This is a genomic window from Pseudodonghicola sp. (assembly GCF_048268305.1).
GTDB lineage: Bacteria > Pseudomonadota > Alphaproteobacteria > Rhodobacterales > Rhodobacteraceae > Pseudodonghicola.
Genome location: NZ_JBLWVT010000011.1, coordinates 51,043 through 64,947, shown reverse-complemented (window position 1 = coordinate 64,947; position 13,905 = coordinate 51,043). Strand labels below are relative to the sequence as shown.

Below are 13,905 nucleotides of genomic sequence, written 5' to 3'. Positions count from 1 at the left end.
AACTGACTGAAACCGCATCCCGGGGCCGGCCCGCCGTCGCCGCGCCCACCCAAACGACCAAGGACGACCCGAATGACCGACCTTCCCCTGGCCCAGAGCTTTCACCGCAAGGGCGACTGGCATGGCGATGCCGAGACCGTGCTGCTCGACTATGACGGCCGCTTCCTGCGCCGCAAGAAACTGGTGACCGCGGCGGGGCGGGCCTTTGTCGTCGATCTGCCGCAGACCACCTCGCTCGACGATGGCGATGCGCTGGCGCTCTCCGATGGCACCCTGGTCGAGATCAAGGCCGCCGCGGAAGACGTGCTGTCGATCACCGGCCCGCTTTTGCCGCAGCTCGCCTGGCATATCGGCAACCGTCACACCCCCTGCCAGATCGCTGCCGACCGGCTGGTGATCCAGCGCGATCCGGTGATCCGCCACATGCTGGAACATCTGGGCGCCACGGTGACCGAAGAAATCGCCCCCTTCACCCCCGAAGGCGGCGCCTATGGCCATGGCCGCACCCATAGCCATGAACATGTGCATACTGCCCATGACCACAGTCCCGCGCATGGCCATTCTCACGACCATAGCCACGACCACTCCCATGATCACGGGCACAGCCATGACCATTCCCACGACCATGATCACGACCATGGCCCAGACCACTCGCTTTGATCCCGGGCTGCTGACGCTGGCGCAATGGCTGTCGCCGGCCTATCCGCTGGGCGGCTTCGCCTATTCCCACGGGCTGGAAACCGCCATCCGCGCCGGCTGGATCGCCAGCGCTACCGATCTGAGCACCTGGCTTGAGGATCTGACGCAGCACGGTTCCGGCCGCTCCGACGCCACTTTCCTCTGGCGTGGCTACCGGGCCGAGACCATCGCCGATCTTCTCGCCGTCGATGCCGAGGCGCGGGCCTTCGCCCCCGCCGCCGAGCGGCAGCGAGAAGGCGCGCGGCAGGGGACGGCCTTTGCCCGCACCACCGCCGCCATCTGGGGGATCAAGCTGCCGCCGCTGCTGCTGCCGGTGGCGGTGGGGCAGGCGGCGCGGCGGATGGCGCTCGACCCGCAGGCCACCTGCGCGCTCTACCTGCAGTCCTTCCTGTCGAACCTGGTCTCGGCCGCCGTGCGGCTGGTGCCGCTGGGCCAGACCGAAGGGCAGGCCGCTTTGGCCGCGCTTGCCCCCCTGATCACCCGCGTCGCGGCCGAGGCGGAAATGGCGGAGGAGGTTTATTCCAACGCCTTTCTCTCCGACATCGCCGCGCTGCACCATGAAACCCTTGACCCGAGGCTTTTCCAATCATGACCCAGATGAACGGCCCGCTGCGCATCGGCATCGGCGGCCCGGTCGGCGCCGGCAAGACCACGCTGACTGCCCGCCTCGCCGAGGCGCTGAAAGGCGACTATTCGATCGGCGTGATCACCAATGACATCTACACTCAGGAGGATGCCGAGGCGCTGATGCGGATGCAGATCCTGCCCGCCGACCGCATCATCGGGGTAGAGACCGGCGGCTGCCCCCATACCGCGATCCGCGAGGACGCCAGCATCAACCTCGCCGCCGTGGCCGAGATGCAGGAGCGCCACCCGGAGGTCGAGATCGTGTTGATCGAATCCGGTGGCGATAACCTGTCGGCCACCTTCAGCCCGGAACTCGCCGATGTGACGCTCTATGTGATCGACGTGGCGGCGGGGGAGGAGATCCCGAGAAAGGGCGGCCCGGCGATCACCAAGTCGGACCTGCTGGTGATCAACAAGACCGATCTGGCGCCCTATGTCGGCGCCTCGCTCGAGGTGATGGACCGCGACGCCACCCGGATGCGCAACGGCCGCCCCTTCGTCTTCACCGCATTGAAGCACGGCGAGGGCGTCGAACGGGTGGTGGAAGAGATCAAGTCGGTGGCAGGTCTCTGAGGCCCTGCGAAGCAGGTTGCCCCAAAGTTATCCACAAGCCGCCGAAGAGGGTGAGGAACCTGCGACAGATGCCCTCTGCCGCAGAGTTTTCCCGATCTCTCCACCATGTTATCCACAGGGATATACCGGGCGCGGGACGCAAGCCGCCCCCAGCCAGGGGCGCCCTGAGGCATGATAACCCACAAACGAAAGGGGCGCGCCATTGGCACGCCCCCTGTCTCGGTCTGATCACTCGTCTCAGGTGCGGATGCCGGCGAAACGGGTCTGCCAGTCCTCGCGATCCTCGTCGCTGATCTTGGCGAACAGCACGTCCGGTACGGTAAAGCCATGGCCGGCGGGCAGGGCGGCAACCGCCGCGGCGACATCGCCCGGCCAGCTCTGATCCTCGATCCGCATCGCCGCGACCAGCGTGGCAGAGGCGAAGGGGATGAAGGGGGCCGAGAGCACCGCGTAAAGCCGGATCAGGTTCAGCCCCAGCCGCACCTGCATCGCCGCGCGCTCGGGGTCTTCCTTGAAGGTCGACCAGGGCGCGGCGGATTGCAGGTATTCGTTGCCCGCGACCCAGATCGCCCGCAGCTCCTGCGAGGCCTTGCGAACCTCCATCGCCTCCATGCAGGCCTCATAGGCGCGCACGCGGGCGGTCAGGTCGGCGATCAGCGCCTCTTCCTGTTCCCCATAGGCGCCGCCCTCGGGCACCACCTCGCCGAACTTCGAGCGGCAGAACTTGGTGATCCGGCTGACGAAGTTGCCCAGCACGTCGGCCAGGTCCTTGTTGACCGAGACCTGGAAGTTGTCCCAGGTGAATTCCGCGTCCGAGCTTTCCGGCGCATGGCTCAGCAGCCACCAGCGCCAGTAATCCGCCGGCAGGATCTCCAGCGCCTGATCCATGAACACGCCGCGCCCGCGCGAGGTCGAGAACTGGCCGCCGTCATAGTTCAGATAGTTGAACGACTTGATGTAATCGACCAGCTTCCACGGCTCGCCCGAGCCCATCAGGGTGGCGGGGAAGCTCAGCGTGTGGAAGGGCACGTTATCCTTGCCCATGAATTCGACATACCGGACGTCGTCGGCGCCCTTGTCGGTGCGCCACCAGCGTTCCCAGGCGCTGTCGTCCAGCCCCTTGGCATCGGCCCATTCCTTGGCGCAGGCGATATATTCGATCGGCGCGTCGAACCAGACATAGAAGACCTTGCCTTCCATCCCCGGCCAATCCTCGGCACCCTTCTTGACCGGGATGCCCCAATCGAGATCGCGGGTGATGCCGCGGTCCTGCAGCCCGTCGCCGTCATGCAGCCATTTCTTGGCGATCGAGGTGGTCAGGATCGGCCAGTCGGTCTTGCTGTCGATCCAGGCCTCGAGCTTGTCCTTCATCGCCGATTGCCGCAGGTACAGGTGCTTGGTCTCGCGCAGTTCCAGATCGGTGGAACCGGAGATCGTCGAATGCGGGTTGATCAGGTCGGTCGGGTCGAGCTGCTTGGTGCAATTGTCGCATTGGTCGCCCCGCGCGCTCTCGTAGCCGCAGTTGGGGCAGGTGCCCTCGATATAGCGGTCGGGCAGGAAACGGCCGTCGGCCTTGGAATACATCTGCTGTTCGACCACTTCGCGGATCAGCCCGTGTTCGGCCAATTGGCCGGCGAAATGCTGGGTCAGCCGATGGTTCTGCGGGCTCGACGAGCGACCGAAGTGATCGAAGCTGAGGCCGAAGCGGCGGGCGATATCTGCCTGTACCTCGTGCATCTCGGTGCAATATTGATCCACCGGCTTGCCCGCCTTGGCCGCCGCCAGTTCCGCCGGGGTGCCATGTTCGTCAGTGGCGCAGAGGAACATCACCTCGGCGCCTCGGCCGCGCTGATAGCGGGCATAGAGGTCGGCCGGAAGCTGCGAGCCCACCAGGTTGCCCAGATGCTTGATCCCGTTGATGTAGGGAATTGCCGAGGTGATGAGAATGCGTGCCATGGGATGCCCGAGTGTTTTCGTGATCGGACATCCCTTACATTTCAGGCCGCCGAAAGGCCAGAGGCAAGCGCTGGCGCCCGGTCGGCAGGGGTCACTGGGCGGTATAGCCGCCGTCGACCAGGTGATAGGAGCCGGTGATGAAGCTCGCCCGGTCCGACAGCAGGAAGCAGGCCAGCGCCGCCACCTCTTCAGGTCTGCCCAGCCGCCCGAGCGGATGCAGCCCTTTCAACGCCTCGTAGGTCGCGCGGTCGAGCGTGTCGAGCAGCGGGGTATCGATATAGCCGGGTCCGATCGCATTCACCCGGATGTTGTCGGCGGCATGATCCAGCGCCGCGGTCTTGGTCATCCCCACCACCGCATGTTTGGCCGCGACATAGCCGACGATCTTCTGCGACGCCACGGTGCCGAGGATCGAGGCCATGTTGACGATGGCACCGCCGCCCACCTTGCGCATCGCCGGAATGGCATAGCGCATGCCGTAGAAGACACCGTTCAGGTTGATGTCGATGATCGTCTTCCAGGACTCGATCGCCAGCTCGCCCACCGGGGCCTGATCGCCGCCGATGCCGGCGTTGTTGACCATCAGATCGAGCTTGCCGGTTTGCGCCACCGCGAAATCGACCAGGGCCGCGACCGCTGCGGGATCGGCGACATTGACCGCGAAGGGCTGCGCCTTGCCACCGCTCGCCGTTACGTCCCTTGCCGTCGCCGTGGCGTGATCCATGTTGCGGTCGGCGATGATCACCTCGGCGCCGCCCGCCGCCAATTCCTCGGCGATCGCCTTGCCGATGCCCGAGGCGGCGCCGGTGACGATCGCGGTCTTGCCGTCGAATCTGAGATCCATGACCGCTCTCCGCTATGTGTCGCCGGGTTAGCCTAGGCCTGGCGATCTCCGCTGTCTAAGGGGCGCGCCGCGCCTATTGGTCGCGGTCGCGTTGCCGCCCGGTCAGCCTGCCGATCAGGAAAGAGGTGCGCGGGCTGTAGATATAGCGGGTTCGCCGCTCGGCCGGCCGGGCCCGCAGCCGCCAGAGGCCGAAGATGACCAGCAGAACATGCGCAGCCGAGATCAGCAGGAACATCGCCGAAGGCCCATAGGCGCCGATCAGCAGCGAGGCGGTATAGGGTGCCGCGATCGCCCCGAGCGCGAAATAGAACATCAGCGCCGCCGACAGCTCGATCCGCTCCGAGGTCTCGGTGAAATCATGCGCATGGGCGACGGCCACCGAATAGATCGGAAAGCTGGTCAGCCCGAACAGGAAGGCCGACCCCATCACCCCCCACGTTCCAGAACCGTCGGCGGCGATGGTGATCGCCGAGGCGCCGATGGTCGCGACCGACAGCCAGATCAGCACCCAGCGGCGGTCGAATTTGTCGGCCAGCCAGCCTGCGGGATATTGCGCCAAGGCGCCGCCCAGCACGAAGGCGGCCAGAAAGGTGGCGATCTGATCGGTGCTCAGCCCGACCTCCTGGCCATAGACCGGCCCCACCATCCGGAAGGCGGAGGAGGAAAGCGCCGCCACCAGAACCCCGGCCACCGCCAGCGGCGAGCGGCTCAGCGGCAGACCGGGCCGCAGCCGCGGCGCCAGCGGCGTCTCGGGCTGGGCTTCGCGGGTCAGGGTCAGCGGCAGCAGCGCCGCGCAGCAGAGGATCGCCAGAATGTTGTAGGAGACGTAATCGGCCGGGGCGAGCACGCCGATGAGAAGCTGCGCCAAGAGCGAGCCGCTCATGTCGACCACCCGGTAGGTGCCCATGGCGCGGCCGCGCGTCTCGTTGGTGACCTTGGCCTGCAGCCAGGCCTCGATCACCGTATAGCAGCCCGCGACGCAAAGCCCCGAGGCCATCCGCATCAGCGCCCAGGCCGTGGGGCTGATCACCAGCATATGCGCCAAAAGCCCGATGGCGCCGGCGGCGGTGAAGGCGGCGAAGGCGCGTGAATGCCCGACGGTGCCCATCAGCCGTGGCGCCCACCAGCAGCCGACGAAGAAGCCCAGGAAGTGCGACGACCCGAGGATGCCGATCTCGGCGGTGGAAAAACCCAATGATAATCCCGATAGCGCATCGAGCGGACTGACCCCCCCGGTCGAAAGCTGCAGCAGAAGAATCGACAGGAACAGGGCGGAAAAGGACAGGATCAATTGCATGGTCCGCCCAGACTGACGGCATCCGTCGCGATGTCGAGCGGTTTTGCGACAGCTTCTGTCGCCGGCGCCGCAGATGGCGCCCGCGCTTTCCCTCCGGCCCCCGCCGTCCGGCTCTCGTTGCCAAGCGGTTGTCGGGTCTCGTAAGCGCCTTCTGTGCCGAAATATTCGCGCCAAGGGCCTGCCGTGACGGCGTCGGTCTCGAAACTCGCCGCTGTCGTGCCGGTTTCCGATTGCCCCCATCGGTCAGCCCGCTAGGGTCCGGCCCGACATGTTTCCCATTTCCTCAAAAGGAACCGCGCGATGAAGATGAACCCGCTGGGTCGCACTGGCCTGATGGTCTCGGAACTCTGCCTTGGCACCATGACCTATGGCAACCAGACCCCGAAGGAGGAGGCGCATGCCCAGATCGACCGGGCGCTGGCGGCCGGGATCAACTTCATCGACACCGCCGAGATGTATCCGGTGAATCCGCCGCGGAAAGAGACGATGGGCCACAGCGAGGCGATCGTGGGCGACTGGATCGCCGCCAATCCGGGCCGGCGGCCGGAATTCGTGCTTGCCACCAAGCATTCCGGCGAAGGCTCCATGGTGGCGCGCGACGGGGCGCCGATCTCGTCGAAGACCATCGCCGGGGCCATCGAGGGCTCGCTCAAGCGGCTGAAGACCGATGTGATCGACCTCTATCAGTTCCACTGGCCCAATCGCGGCAGCTACATGTTCCGCAGGAACTGGACCTATGATCCCTCGGGCGGCGACCGGGCGGCGGTGATCGACAACATGGTCGATTGTCTCGAGGCGCTGAAGGCACAGGTGAAGGCCGGCAATATCCGCCATTTTGGTCTCTCGAACGAAAGCGCCTGGGGCACCGCGCAGTGGCTGCGCTTGGCGGAGGAGATCGGTGGCCCTCGCGTCGCCACCATCCAGAACGAATATTCGCTGCTCTGCCGGCTCTATGACACCGATCTGGCAGAGCTTTCGGCCTACGAGGACGTCGGGCTGATGGCCTTTTCGCCGCTCGCCGCTGGGTATCTGACCGGCAAGTATCGCGATGGCGCCGTGCCCGAAGGATCGCGCATGTCGCTGGTGCCTGACATGGGCGGGCGCAAGTCGCCCCATGTCGAGGCCGCGGTCGAGGCCTATATGGGCATCGCCGAACGCCACGGGCTCGATCCGGTGCATCTGGCCCTGGCCTGGTGCCGGACCCGTCCCTTTATGGCGACCGCGATCTTCGGGGCGACGCGGCTGGAGCATCTGGACCGCATCCTCGGCTCGGTCGAGGTGAGCCTGAGCGAAGAGGTTCTGGGCGAGATCGACCAGGCCCATCGCGCCCATCCGATGCCCTATTGATCGCCGCGAGCGGGGAATGCCGCTGGCGCGGCATGCCTCCGGCGGGAGTATTTGGGCAGAGAAGAAGGCCCGGGAGGGCCCGGATTTCGCGGTCATATCCCGCGCGCAGGGCGCGGGCCGGCTTGCTATGGGCGGCGCGGATGGCCCGGGCGAAACTGGCGGCTGAGGAGAAGCCGGTCGCCAGCGCCACCTCTATCAGCGGCATGTCGCTGTCGGTGACCAGGCGGTTTGCCTCGGCCAGCCGCAGGCTCAGGCATTGGGTGCTGGGCGCGGCGGTATTTCATGGCGCAATTCGGCCCGGCGCTGGAATGGCCCTGGACCAGGCTGATGGGGGTGGGCAAGAAGATGCGCCTGTTCCACCAGATCTGGCGCGGCGATGAGCTGTTGGCGACGGGGGAACATATGCTGATCGACGTCAATCTCGAGACGCGGGGGCCGCTGATCCCGCGCCGCGGATCGCGAGGGCCCATTTGGCGCTCCCCGTGGCCGAGGGGGGCGGATCGTCGGGCAACCGCGTTGATTTCGGGTCGATAATTTTTGCGGACGGCGGCTCTGGCCGGCATCGCGATTTGGGCGCATAGAGGGGCATGGCTCTCTGGATTCCCGTTACCCTCGCCGCGGCCAGCTTTCAGACCGTGCGCTTCATGTTGCAAAAGGTGCTGAGCGGCAGCCGCTTGTCGGTCGCTGGCGCGACCTTCTCGCGCTTTGTCTATTCGGCGCCGCTGGTTCTGCTGGTTCTAGGAGCCTATCTGGCGATTTCCGGGCGCAGCCTGCCGGCGCTTGATCTGCGGTTCTGGGTCTTCGCTGTGGTGGGCGGCACCACCCAGATCCTCGCCACGCTTTGCGTGGTGGCCTTGTTCAAGCAGAGAAATTTCGCCGTCGGCATCACCTTCAAGAAAACCGAGGTGATCCAGACCGCCATCGTCGGGCTGCTGGTCCTGGGCGACAGGGTCAGCCTGGGCGGTTGGGTGGCGATCCTTCTGGGGCTGAGCGCGGTTCTGGTGCTGTCGAAGCCGCCCGGCAGCGACGGCGCCTGGTGGCGGCATCTGACCAACCGCGCCTCGGCGCTGGGGCTGGGCTCGGGCGTGTTGTTCGCCGTCTCGGCGGTGACCTATCGCGGCGCCTCGCTTGAACTCGATACGCCGGATCCGGTGTTCCGTGCCGGGGTGACTCTGGCCTGTGTCGTCACCTTCCAGATGCTGTCGATGGGGCTCTGGCTGTTGTGGCGCGACCGGGCAGAGCTGCGCGCGGTCTGGGCGGCGCGGCGCACTGCGGTTTTCGTCGGGCTCACCAGCCTGGGCGGGTCGTTCTGCTGGTTCCTGGCCTTCACATTGCAGAATGCCGCCTATGTGAAGGCGTTGGGTCAGGTGGAGTTGCTGCTCAGTCTTCTGGCCTCGATCCTGGTCTTTCGGGAAAGGATCAGCCGGCGCGAGATTGCCGGGATGGGGCTGCTGGGCCTGTCCATCCTGGCGCTGGTGCTCGCGATCTGAGCCTCAGCTCTCGGGCATCGGGTGGCCGTGCAGCCGCAGGAACAGGCTTTCCTCGTCGCTGTTGCGGAAATAGGGAACCGATGCGGGCGGCGCTTCCTCGCGCACCCGGCCGGCGATCTCGGCCAGCACCACTTCGGTGATGAAGGGCAGATCGAAGCGGCGGGCGTCGTTGAGCGGGATCCATTGCAGGTGCGACAGCTCGTCCGAGGCATGGGCGAAATCGTCCAGGTCGCCCTGGATCGCGGCGGCATCGACCAGGAAGAACCGCGCGTCGAAGCGGCGCGGCCGACCCGGGGGGGTCAGCGCGCGAAACACGAATTGCAGCGCCTCGGCCGAAGGAATGTGCCCGGTGGCGGCAAAGCGGGTCCAGTCGGCGGGCACCAGCCCCGGCCAGGTGCCCGGGCGGCCCAGGATCAGCCCGGTCTCTTCCCACAGCTCGCGGATGGCGGCGGCGGCCAGCGCCGATTGCATGCCCGGCGGGGCGTTGTCCGCCAGCCGGTTGAAGCACAGCGACGGCAGCGGCGCGGCCAGCGGCACCCGGGCGTCGTCGGGATCGACGGCGCCGCCCGGGAACACGAACTTGTTCGGCATGAAGGCAGCCTGGGCGCCGCGTTGGCCCATCAGGATCGCCGGCTTGTCATGCCGGTCGCGCAGCACGATCACGGTGGCGGCATTGCGCACCGCACTCTTGTCCAGCGGTTTGGTCGTTTCGGTCATCTTTCCCCTCCTCTTGAACTTGCGGAAGGGTCAGCTCGCCTCTCCGAACCCGTGCATGCGCCGCGCCCATTGGAATGCGACCACCGCGCCCTTCAGTCTGGGCAGAAGGTAAAGCGACAGCGCCAGACAGCCAACTGCAAAGATGGAGAATAGCACCATAGGCTCAGGCCGGTAGAGTTCGAAGACGATCAACAGCAGGGGCGCCATGAGGTGGCCGACCAGCAGAATGGTCAGATAGGCCGGGCCGTCGTCGGCGCGATGGTGGCGATAGACCTCGCCGCAGTGGTCGCACCGATCCCGCACCTTGAGATAGCTGTGCAGCAGCCGCCCCTCGCCACAGCAGGGGCAGCGGCCAAAGAAACCCCGGCGAAGCGATGGCCAGAACGGGCGTTCGTTGTCGGTGGCCTCGGCTGAAATGGTCTGATCGTGCATTGTCTTCCTCCCAGAAGGCCCGCGGACGAGCCGGAGAGCAGCCTCGCAAATCCGGGGGAGAAAAGAAACCTGGAATTTTCTGCGACGGATTTTGCCTTCGGCCCCGTTTGAAGGATATGAACGGCGGCAAGGGGCCGTCGGTCAGCGAAAGGAAGACAGATATGAAACACCGTCATTTCATCGCAGGACTCGTCATCGCAGCAGGCGCTGTCGCCGCCGGTGCGGTTCTGGCCCAGCAAGGGCCGATGGACGGCTCCCGCATGGGGCCGGGGATGGGGCCTCGGATGTCCTTCGAAGAGCTGGACGCCAATGGTGATGGCCAGATCACCAAGGACGAGATGCAGGCCCAGGCGCAGGCACGGTTCAAGGCTGTCGATACCGACGGCAATGGCACGATCAGCCTGGACGAGATGCAGGCGCAGGCCCGCCAGCGTGCCGATGCGCGTGCCGCCCAGATGTTCAAGCAGATGGACGAGAATGGCGATGGCGCGCTGAGCCCGGACGAGATGAAGGGGCCGCGAGGCACCGACGACATGATGGACCGCATGTTCTCGCGCGCGGATGCCGATAACAACGGCAGCCTTTCGAAACAGGAATTCGACGATGCGCAGGCCCGGATGCAGCAGCATATGCAAAAGGCGATGGGACCGAACGGCGGGCAGATGATGCAGCACAAGCGCATGAGCGGGGATTGCGACGGGTCGGGCCGGGGCGCTCTGACGCCGTCGACACCGCAACAGGGCAACAACTAACCCTGTGACCCGGATCGGGAGTATATTTGGCCCCCGGGCCGGGCGTGGACGCGCCGCTTCGCCTCAGGGCGGGGCGGCGGCCGTCGCCTCAGAGGACAAGGATTTGTCCGATGACGCCTTGCTGGTGCTCTTCGCCAATGGCGATCCCCTGGCTGCGCGCAGTCTGACGGCACGGCTGGGGCCGCGGGCCTATGCGGTGGCGATGCGGGTGCTGGGCGATCGCGACGAGGCCGAGGATGTCGCCCAGGAGGCGATGATGCGGCTGTGGAAAATGGCGCCGGATTGGCGCCCGGGAGAGGCGCAGGTTTCGACCTGGGTGTATCGGGTGGCGATGAACCTCTGTCTCGACCGCAAGCGGCGCGGGGCGCGGGCGGGGCTGGATCGGCTCGACGATGTGCCCGAACCATCGGATCCCGCGCTGGGGGCGCCCGAGCAGATGCAGGAGGGCGCCCGCGCCGAGGCGTTGCAGGCCGCGCTGATGACCCTGCCGGATCGTCAGCGGCAGGCGGTGGTGCTGCGCCACATCGAAGAGCTTTCGAACCCCGAAATCGCGGGGATCATGGAAATCAGCGTCGAGGCGGTCGAAAGTCTGATCGCCCGGGGCAAGCGGGCGCTTGCCGCGGCCTTGGCCGGGGAGCGCGAGAAACTGGGGTATAGCGATGGCTGAGAAACAGATAGAGGACGTCGGGCTGGATGCGTTCTTCGCCGCCGCCCGCCAGGAAACGATCATCATGCCCGTGGGCCTGGCCGAAAGGATGCGGGCGGATGCGGCGATGGTTCAGGCCGGTTTCGCGCGACCGCTGGTCGCCGATGGGATAGCGAATTCGGGCTCCGGGGGGCTGCTGTCGCAGCTCTGGGGGGCGCTGGGCGGTTGGCCGGCGCTCAGCGGCATGGCGGTGGCCTGTGCCGCCGGGGTCTGGCTCGGGGTGTCGCCGCCGAATTTCCTGCCCGATCCGCTGGGCTTGGTGGTGCAGCAAAGCCAGCCGCAGACCGACGTTGATGTTCTGGACGGCAGCTATGTGCTGTCCACCCTGTTGCAGGAGGAGGGTTGAGATGACCGAGACCGACACCAATCGTAAGCCGCCCCGGATGCGGCCTTGGCTGCGGCTGCTTCTGGGCGTCTCGCTGGCGCTGAACCTCGCCGTGGCGGGGCTGGCGGTGGGGGCGGCCATCCGCTTCGGCGACAGGCCCGATCGGGTCCGGCCGCCGATGCCGCTGGGGGCGCTGATGTTCCGCGAATTGCCGCGTGAGGATCGCAAGATGCTGCGCGACCGCGATCGGGAAACGCGCGAGGGCCGCGATGCCCGTCGCCGGGCCGAGGCGGCCGAGCTGGATGCCGCGCTGCGTGCGGTGCCCTTCGATCCGACGCCGCTGGAGGCCTTCATCGCCCGGGATGCCGCCCGGCAGGCAGACTTCGCCGATGCCATGCGGAACGCCTGGCTGACCCGGGTGAAGGCGATGACCGAGGCCGAGCGGGCACAATATGCCGACCGGTTGCAGGAGGCGCTGCAGCGCCAGGACGAGCGTCGCGCGCCGCCGCCGCCCGAGCGAGATTGAGCTTTCGGGCGCCTCGCCGTCGTCGCGCCGCTCAGGCTGCGGCGGGATGCGCCAACATCACCTGATTGCGGCCACTGCGCTTGGCCGTGTAGAGCGCCCGGTCGGCCCGCCGGATCAGCCGGCTGAGCGCCAGCGCCGGGTCTTGATCCTGGTAGCAGGGCAGCACCGGATGACGCGGCCCCTCTTGCGACCCGCCGAGGGCGACCCCGATGCTGACCGTTATGGTGATCGGGGCATCGGCGCCGGTGGCACGGAAGGGCGTCGACTGGATCGCCGCGCAAAGCCGGCGGGCCAAGTCCGCCGCCTCTTCGGGGCGGCACCGGGGCAGGGCGATCAGAAATTCCTCCCCCCCCATGCGGGCGATCAGATCACCGGGGGCAAGCGCTGCGCGCAGCCTGCGGGCGGCCTCGATCAGCACGGCATCGCCGACCGGGTGGCCCCATTGATCGTTGATCTGCTTGAAATGGTCGAGATCGGCCAGCATCACCGCAAAGCCGGTCCCCTGTTCGGCCGCGGCTCGCGCGATCTCGGCCAGTCGGGGCATCGCATAGCGGCGATTGTAAAGCCCGGTCATAGAATCCTGCACCGCCGCGCGCAATTCGTTGCGCAGCGTGGCGCGCATCCGGTCTGAACGTTCCTTGCGGCGCAATTGCGCGTCGAGCTTCAGCCCCAGTTCGGCCGCGTCGAAACCGTTGGCGAGCACGTCATGGGCTCCGCGGTCCAGCGCCTCTGCCGCCAGCCTGGGGGTGGCGGGTTCGGGCACGGCGATCACCGCGATGTCGCGGGTGGCGCCGCGCGCGCGCAGATCGGCCAGCAGGCCCAGGCCGGTGTCGTCGCTGTCCGCGGTCAGCTCCACCACCACCGCGTCGGGGCCCTCCTGGCCACCGAACAGCCCCTGCATGTCGCCGATCAACTGGCTTTCGATCCGGTGGTGGTGACACTCCTCTGCCAGGGCGGTCCGCCAGCGCTGCGCGGTCTCCTCCCGGCGGTTCAGCAGCACCACCCGCGCCCGCGTCGGCGGCGGCACATAGGCGCGGGCGGGATCGGCCATGCCTTGCGGGGTATAGCCGTTCAGGGGCACCGGCGCCGTCGCCAGATCCATTTCCTCGGCACTGAAGCCCGACCGGATCAGGCCACGGATACGGGCCTGCAACAGCCGGTCGTCGACCGGTTCGCACAGCGCCTCGTCCATGCCGGCCTCGAGCGCGCGCAGCCGCGCGGCACGGTCGTTCTGGCCGACGATGGCAAGGATCGGGATCGCCGCCAGCAGCGGGTCGGGGCGCAGAAGCTGCGGCAGCCTGCGCGCGTCGCCATCAGGCAGTGACAGCGAGGTGATGATCAGATCGGGTCGCACCTTGCGGACAAGCTGGAGGATACCGGTCAGGCGCCCGGTCTGCACCACGCGATACCAGGCGGCAGAAAGCTGCACCTTCAGCATGATGCGGGTGGTCGCCACACCGTCGAGGATCAGAATGGTCCCTTGCACGCCGCTGCCTTTCGCGTCTGCGCTTCGGGATGACCTTCGCGCGCTCTGGTTAATAAACGGTTTCGTCTGGCCCTCGCCGACAAAGAAAAGACCCGGCGTTCGGAGAACGCCGGGTCCGGGGTCAGGTC

Annotated in this window: 16 protein-coding genes and 1 pseudogene; 10 read left to right on the top strand and 7 right to left on the bottom strand. The window is 66.9% G+C overall.

Annotation, left to right across the window (positions count from 1 at the left end; all coding sequences use genetic code 11):
• Nucleotides 1-72 precede the first annotated feature (72 nt).
• The 3 genes from ureE to ureG are packed head-to-tail and all read left to right on the top strand — an operon-like array spanning nucleotide 73 to nucleotide 1,899.
• Entirely contained in the window at nucleotides 73-660 is a 588-nt protein-coding gene (gene ureE / locus ACN0V4_RS19220; protein WP_417679119.1) for an urease accessory protein UreE, read from the top strand.
• A complete protein-coding gene (locus ACN0V4_RS19215; RefSeq protein WP_417679117.1) occupies nucleotides 608-1,291 on the top strand; it encodes an urease accessory protein UreF in 684 nt (227 codons plus the stop codon). Before ureE ends, ACN0V4_RS19215 begins: the two co-directional genes overlap by 53 nt.
• Nucleotides 1,288-1,899, top strand: coding sequence for an urease accessory protein UreG (ureG, locus tag ACN0V4_RS19210; protein WP_417679115.1), 612 nt, complete (start codon nucleotides 1,288-1,290; stop codon nucleotides 1,897-1,899). The genes ACN0V4_RS19215 and ureG overlap by 4 nt, the downstream gene beginning before the upstream one ends.
• Before the next feature lie 237 nt (nucleotides 1,900-2,136).
• Here ureG and metG read toward each other — a convergent pair whose 3' ends face one another.
• The 3 genes from metG to ACN0V4_RS19195 form a co-directional block, all read right to left on the bottom strand.
• On the bottom strand, nucleotides 2,137-3,855 hold the full coding sequence (metG, locus tag ACN0V4_RS19205) for a methionine--tRNA ligase (RefSeq protein ID WP_417679113.1): 1,719 nt from the start codon (nucleotides 3,853-3,855) through the stop codon (nucleotides 2,137-2,139).
• A 91-nt stretch (nucleotides 3,856-3,946) separates the two neighbouring features.
• Entirely contained in the window at nucleotides 3,947-4,699 is a 753-nt protein-coding gene (locus ACN0V4_RS19200) for an SDR family NAD(P)-dependent oxidoreductase (protein ID WP_417679111.1), read from the bottom strand.
• A gap of 73 nt (nucleotides 4,700-4,772) precedes the next feature.
• Entirely contained in the window at nucleotides 4,773-5,996 is a 1,224-nt protein-coding gene (locus tag ACN0V4_RS19195) for an MFS transporter (RefSeq protein ID WP_417679109.1), read from the bottom strand.
• Between the two features lie 300 nt (nucleotides 5,997-6,296).
• Here ACN0V4_RS19195 and ACN0V4_RS19190 point away from each other — a divergent pair, with 300 nt between their 5' ends.
• Nucleotides 6,297-7,343, top strand: a complete 1,047-nt coding sequence (locus tag ACN0V4_RS19190; protein ID WP_417679107.1) for an aldo/keto reductase — start codon at nucleotides 6,297-6,299, stop codon at nucleotides 7,341-7,343.
• Nucleotides 7,344-7,446: 103 nt separating this feature from the next.
• Here ACN0V4_RS19190 and ACN0V4_RS19185 read toward each other — a convergent pair.
• Nucleotides 7,447-7,596 (bottom strand): annotated as a pseudogene (locus tag ACN0V4_RS19185) (helix-turn-helix domain-containing protein); the annotation flags it as partial.
• A 29-nt stretch (nucleotides 7,597-7,625) separates the two neighbouring features.
• Between ACN0V4_RS19185 and ACN0V4_RS19180 the strand changes: the two are divergent.
• Together ACN0V4_RS19180 and ACN0V4_RS19175 are read left to right on the top strand one after the other, a co-directional pair.
• Entirely contained in the window at nucleotides 7,626-7,877 is a 252-nt protein-coding gene (locus ACN0V4_RS19180) for a hypothetical protein (RefSeq protein WP_417679105.1), read from the top strand.
• A 53-nt stretch (nucleotides 7,878-7,930) separates the two neighbouring features.
• Nucleotides 7,931-8,833 carry an EamA family transporter gene (locus ACN0V4_RS19175; protein WP_417679103.1) on the top strand — a complete coding sequence of 301 codons (903 nt, stop codon included), beginning with the start codon at nucleotides 7,931-7,933 and terminating at the stop codon, nucleotides 8,831-8,833.
• Between the two features lie 3 nt (nucleotides 8,834-8,836).
• On the opposite strand, the gene ACN0V4_RS19170 is transcribed toward ACN0V4_RS19175, so the two are convergent.
• A complete protein-coding gene (locus tag ACN0V4_RS19170; RefSeq protein WP_417679101.1) occupies nucleotides 8,837-9,550 on the bottom strand; it encodes an NUDIX hydrolase in 714 nt (237 codons plus the stop codon).
• 30 nt (nucleotides 9,551-9,580) lie between these two features.
• Complete coding sequence (locus ACN0V4_RS19165; RefSeq protein ID WP_417679099.1) at nucleotides 9,581-9,982, bottom strand: DUF983 domain-containing protein; 402 nt, start codon at nucleotides 9,980-9,982, stop codon at nucleotides 9,581-9,583.
• A 161-nt stretch (nucleotides 9,983-10,143) separates the two neighbouring features.
• On the opposite strand from ACN0V4_RS19165, the gene ACN0V4_RS19160 reads away from it, so the two are divergent.
• The 4 genes from ACN0V4_RS19160 to ACN0V4_RS19145 are packed head-to-tail and all read left to right on the top strand — an operon-like array spanning nucleotide 10,144 to nucleotide 12,291.
• A complete protein-coding gene (locus ACN0V4_RS19160; protein ID WP_417679098.1) occupies nucleotides 10,144-10,734 on the top strand; it encodes an EF-hand domain-containing protein in 591 nt (196 codons plus the stop codon).
• Between the two features lie 22 nt (nucleotides 10,735-10,756).
• Entirely contained in the window at nucleotides 10,757-11,401 is a 645-nt protein-coding gene (locus tag ACN0V4_RS19155) for an RNA polymerase sigma factor (protein WP_417679195.1), read from the top strand.
• Nucleotides 11,394-11,786, top strand: a complete 393-nt coding sequence (locus ACN0V4_RS19150) for a hypothetical protein (protein WP_417679096.1) — start codon at nucleotides 11,394-11,396, stop codon at nucleotides 11,784-11,786. Before ACN0V4_RS19155 ends, ACN0V4_RS19150 begins: the two co-directional genes overlap by 8 nt.
• Nucleotide 11,787: 1 nt before the next feature.
• Nucleotides 11,788-12,291: a periplasmic heavy metal sensor gene (locus ACN0V4_RS19145; RefSeq protein ID WP_417679094.1), complete on the top strand. Its 504-nt coding sequence runs from the start codon at nucleotides 11,788-11,790 to the stop codon at nucleotides 12,289-12,291.
• 31 nt (nucleotides 12,292-12,322) lie between these two features.
• On the opposite strand, the gene ACN0V4_RS19140 is transcribed toward ACN0V4_RS19145, so the two are convergent.
• Complete coding sequence (locus tag ACN0V4_RS19140; RefSeq protein WP_417679092.1) at nucleotides 12,323-13,777, bottom strand: diguanylate cyclase domain-containing protein; 1,455 nt, start codon at nucleotides 13,775-13,777, stop codon at nucleotides 12,323-12,325.
• Nucleotides 13,778-13,905 lie beyond the last annotated feature (128 nt).

Excerpts from the sequence above, each read along its gene's own strand:
- ACN0V4_RS19150 (WP_417679096.1), top strand. The coding sequence starts at position 11,394 with ATGGCTGAGAAACAGATAGAGGACGTCGGGCTGGATGCGTTCTTCGCC.
- ACN0V4_RS19180 (WP_417679105.1), top strand. The coding sequence starts at position 7,626 with ATGGCGCAATTCGGCCCGGCGCTGGAATGGCCCTGGACCAGGCTGATG.
- ureE (WP_417679119.1), top strand. The coding sequence starts at position 73 with ATGACCGACCTTCCCCTGGCCCAGAGCTTTCACCGCAAGGGCGACTGG.
- ACN0V4_RS19145 (WP_417679094.1), top strand. The coding sequence starts at position 11,788 with ATGACCGAGACCGACACCAATCGTAAGCCGCCCCGGATGCGGCCTTGG.
- metG (WP_417679113.1), bottom strand. The coding sequence starts at position 3,855 with ATGGCACGCATTCTCATCACCTCGGCAATTCCCTACATCAACGGGATC.
- ACN0V4_RS19195 (WP_417679109.1), bottom strand. The coding sequence starts at position 5,996 with ATGCAATTGATCCTGTCCTTTTCCGCCCTGTTCCTGTCGATTCTTCTG.
- ACN0V4_RS19165 (WP_417679099.1), bottom strand. The coding sequence starts at position 9,982 with ATGCACGATCAGACCATTTCAGCCGAGGCCACCGACAACGAACGCCCG.
- ACN0V4_RS19160 (WP_417679098.1), top strand. The coding sequence starts at position 10,144 with ATGAAACACCGTCATTTCATCGCAGGACTCGTCATCGCAGCAGGCGCT.
- ACN0V4_RS19190 (WP_417679107.1), top strand. The coding sequence starts at position 6,297 with ATGAAGATGAACCCGCTGGGTCGCACTGGCCTGATGGTCTCGGAACTC.
- ACN0V4_RS19200 (WP_417679111.1), bottom strand. The coding sequence starts at position 4,699 with ATGGATCTCAGATTCGACGGCAAGACCGCGATCGTCACCGGCGCCGCC.
- ACN0V4_RS19215 (WP_417679117.1), top strand. The coding sequence starts at position 608 with ATGACCATTCCCACGACCATGATCACGACCATGGCCCAGACCACTCGC.
- ureG (WP_417679115.1), top strand. The coding sequence starts at position 1,288 with ATGACCCAGATGAACGGCCCGCTGCGCATCGGCATCGGCGGCCCGGTC.
- ACN0V4_RS19170 (WP_417679101.1), bottom strand. The coding sequence starts at position 9,550 with ATGACCGAAACGACCAAACCGCTGGACAAGAGTGCGGTGCGCAATGCC.
- ACN0V4_RS19175 (WP_417679103.1), top strand. The coding sequence starts at position 7,931 with ATGGCTCTCTGGATTCCCGTTACCCTCGCCGCGGCCAGCTTTCAGACC.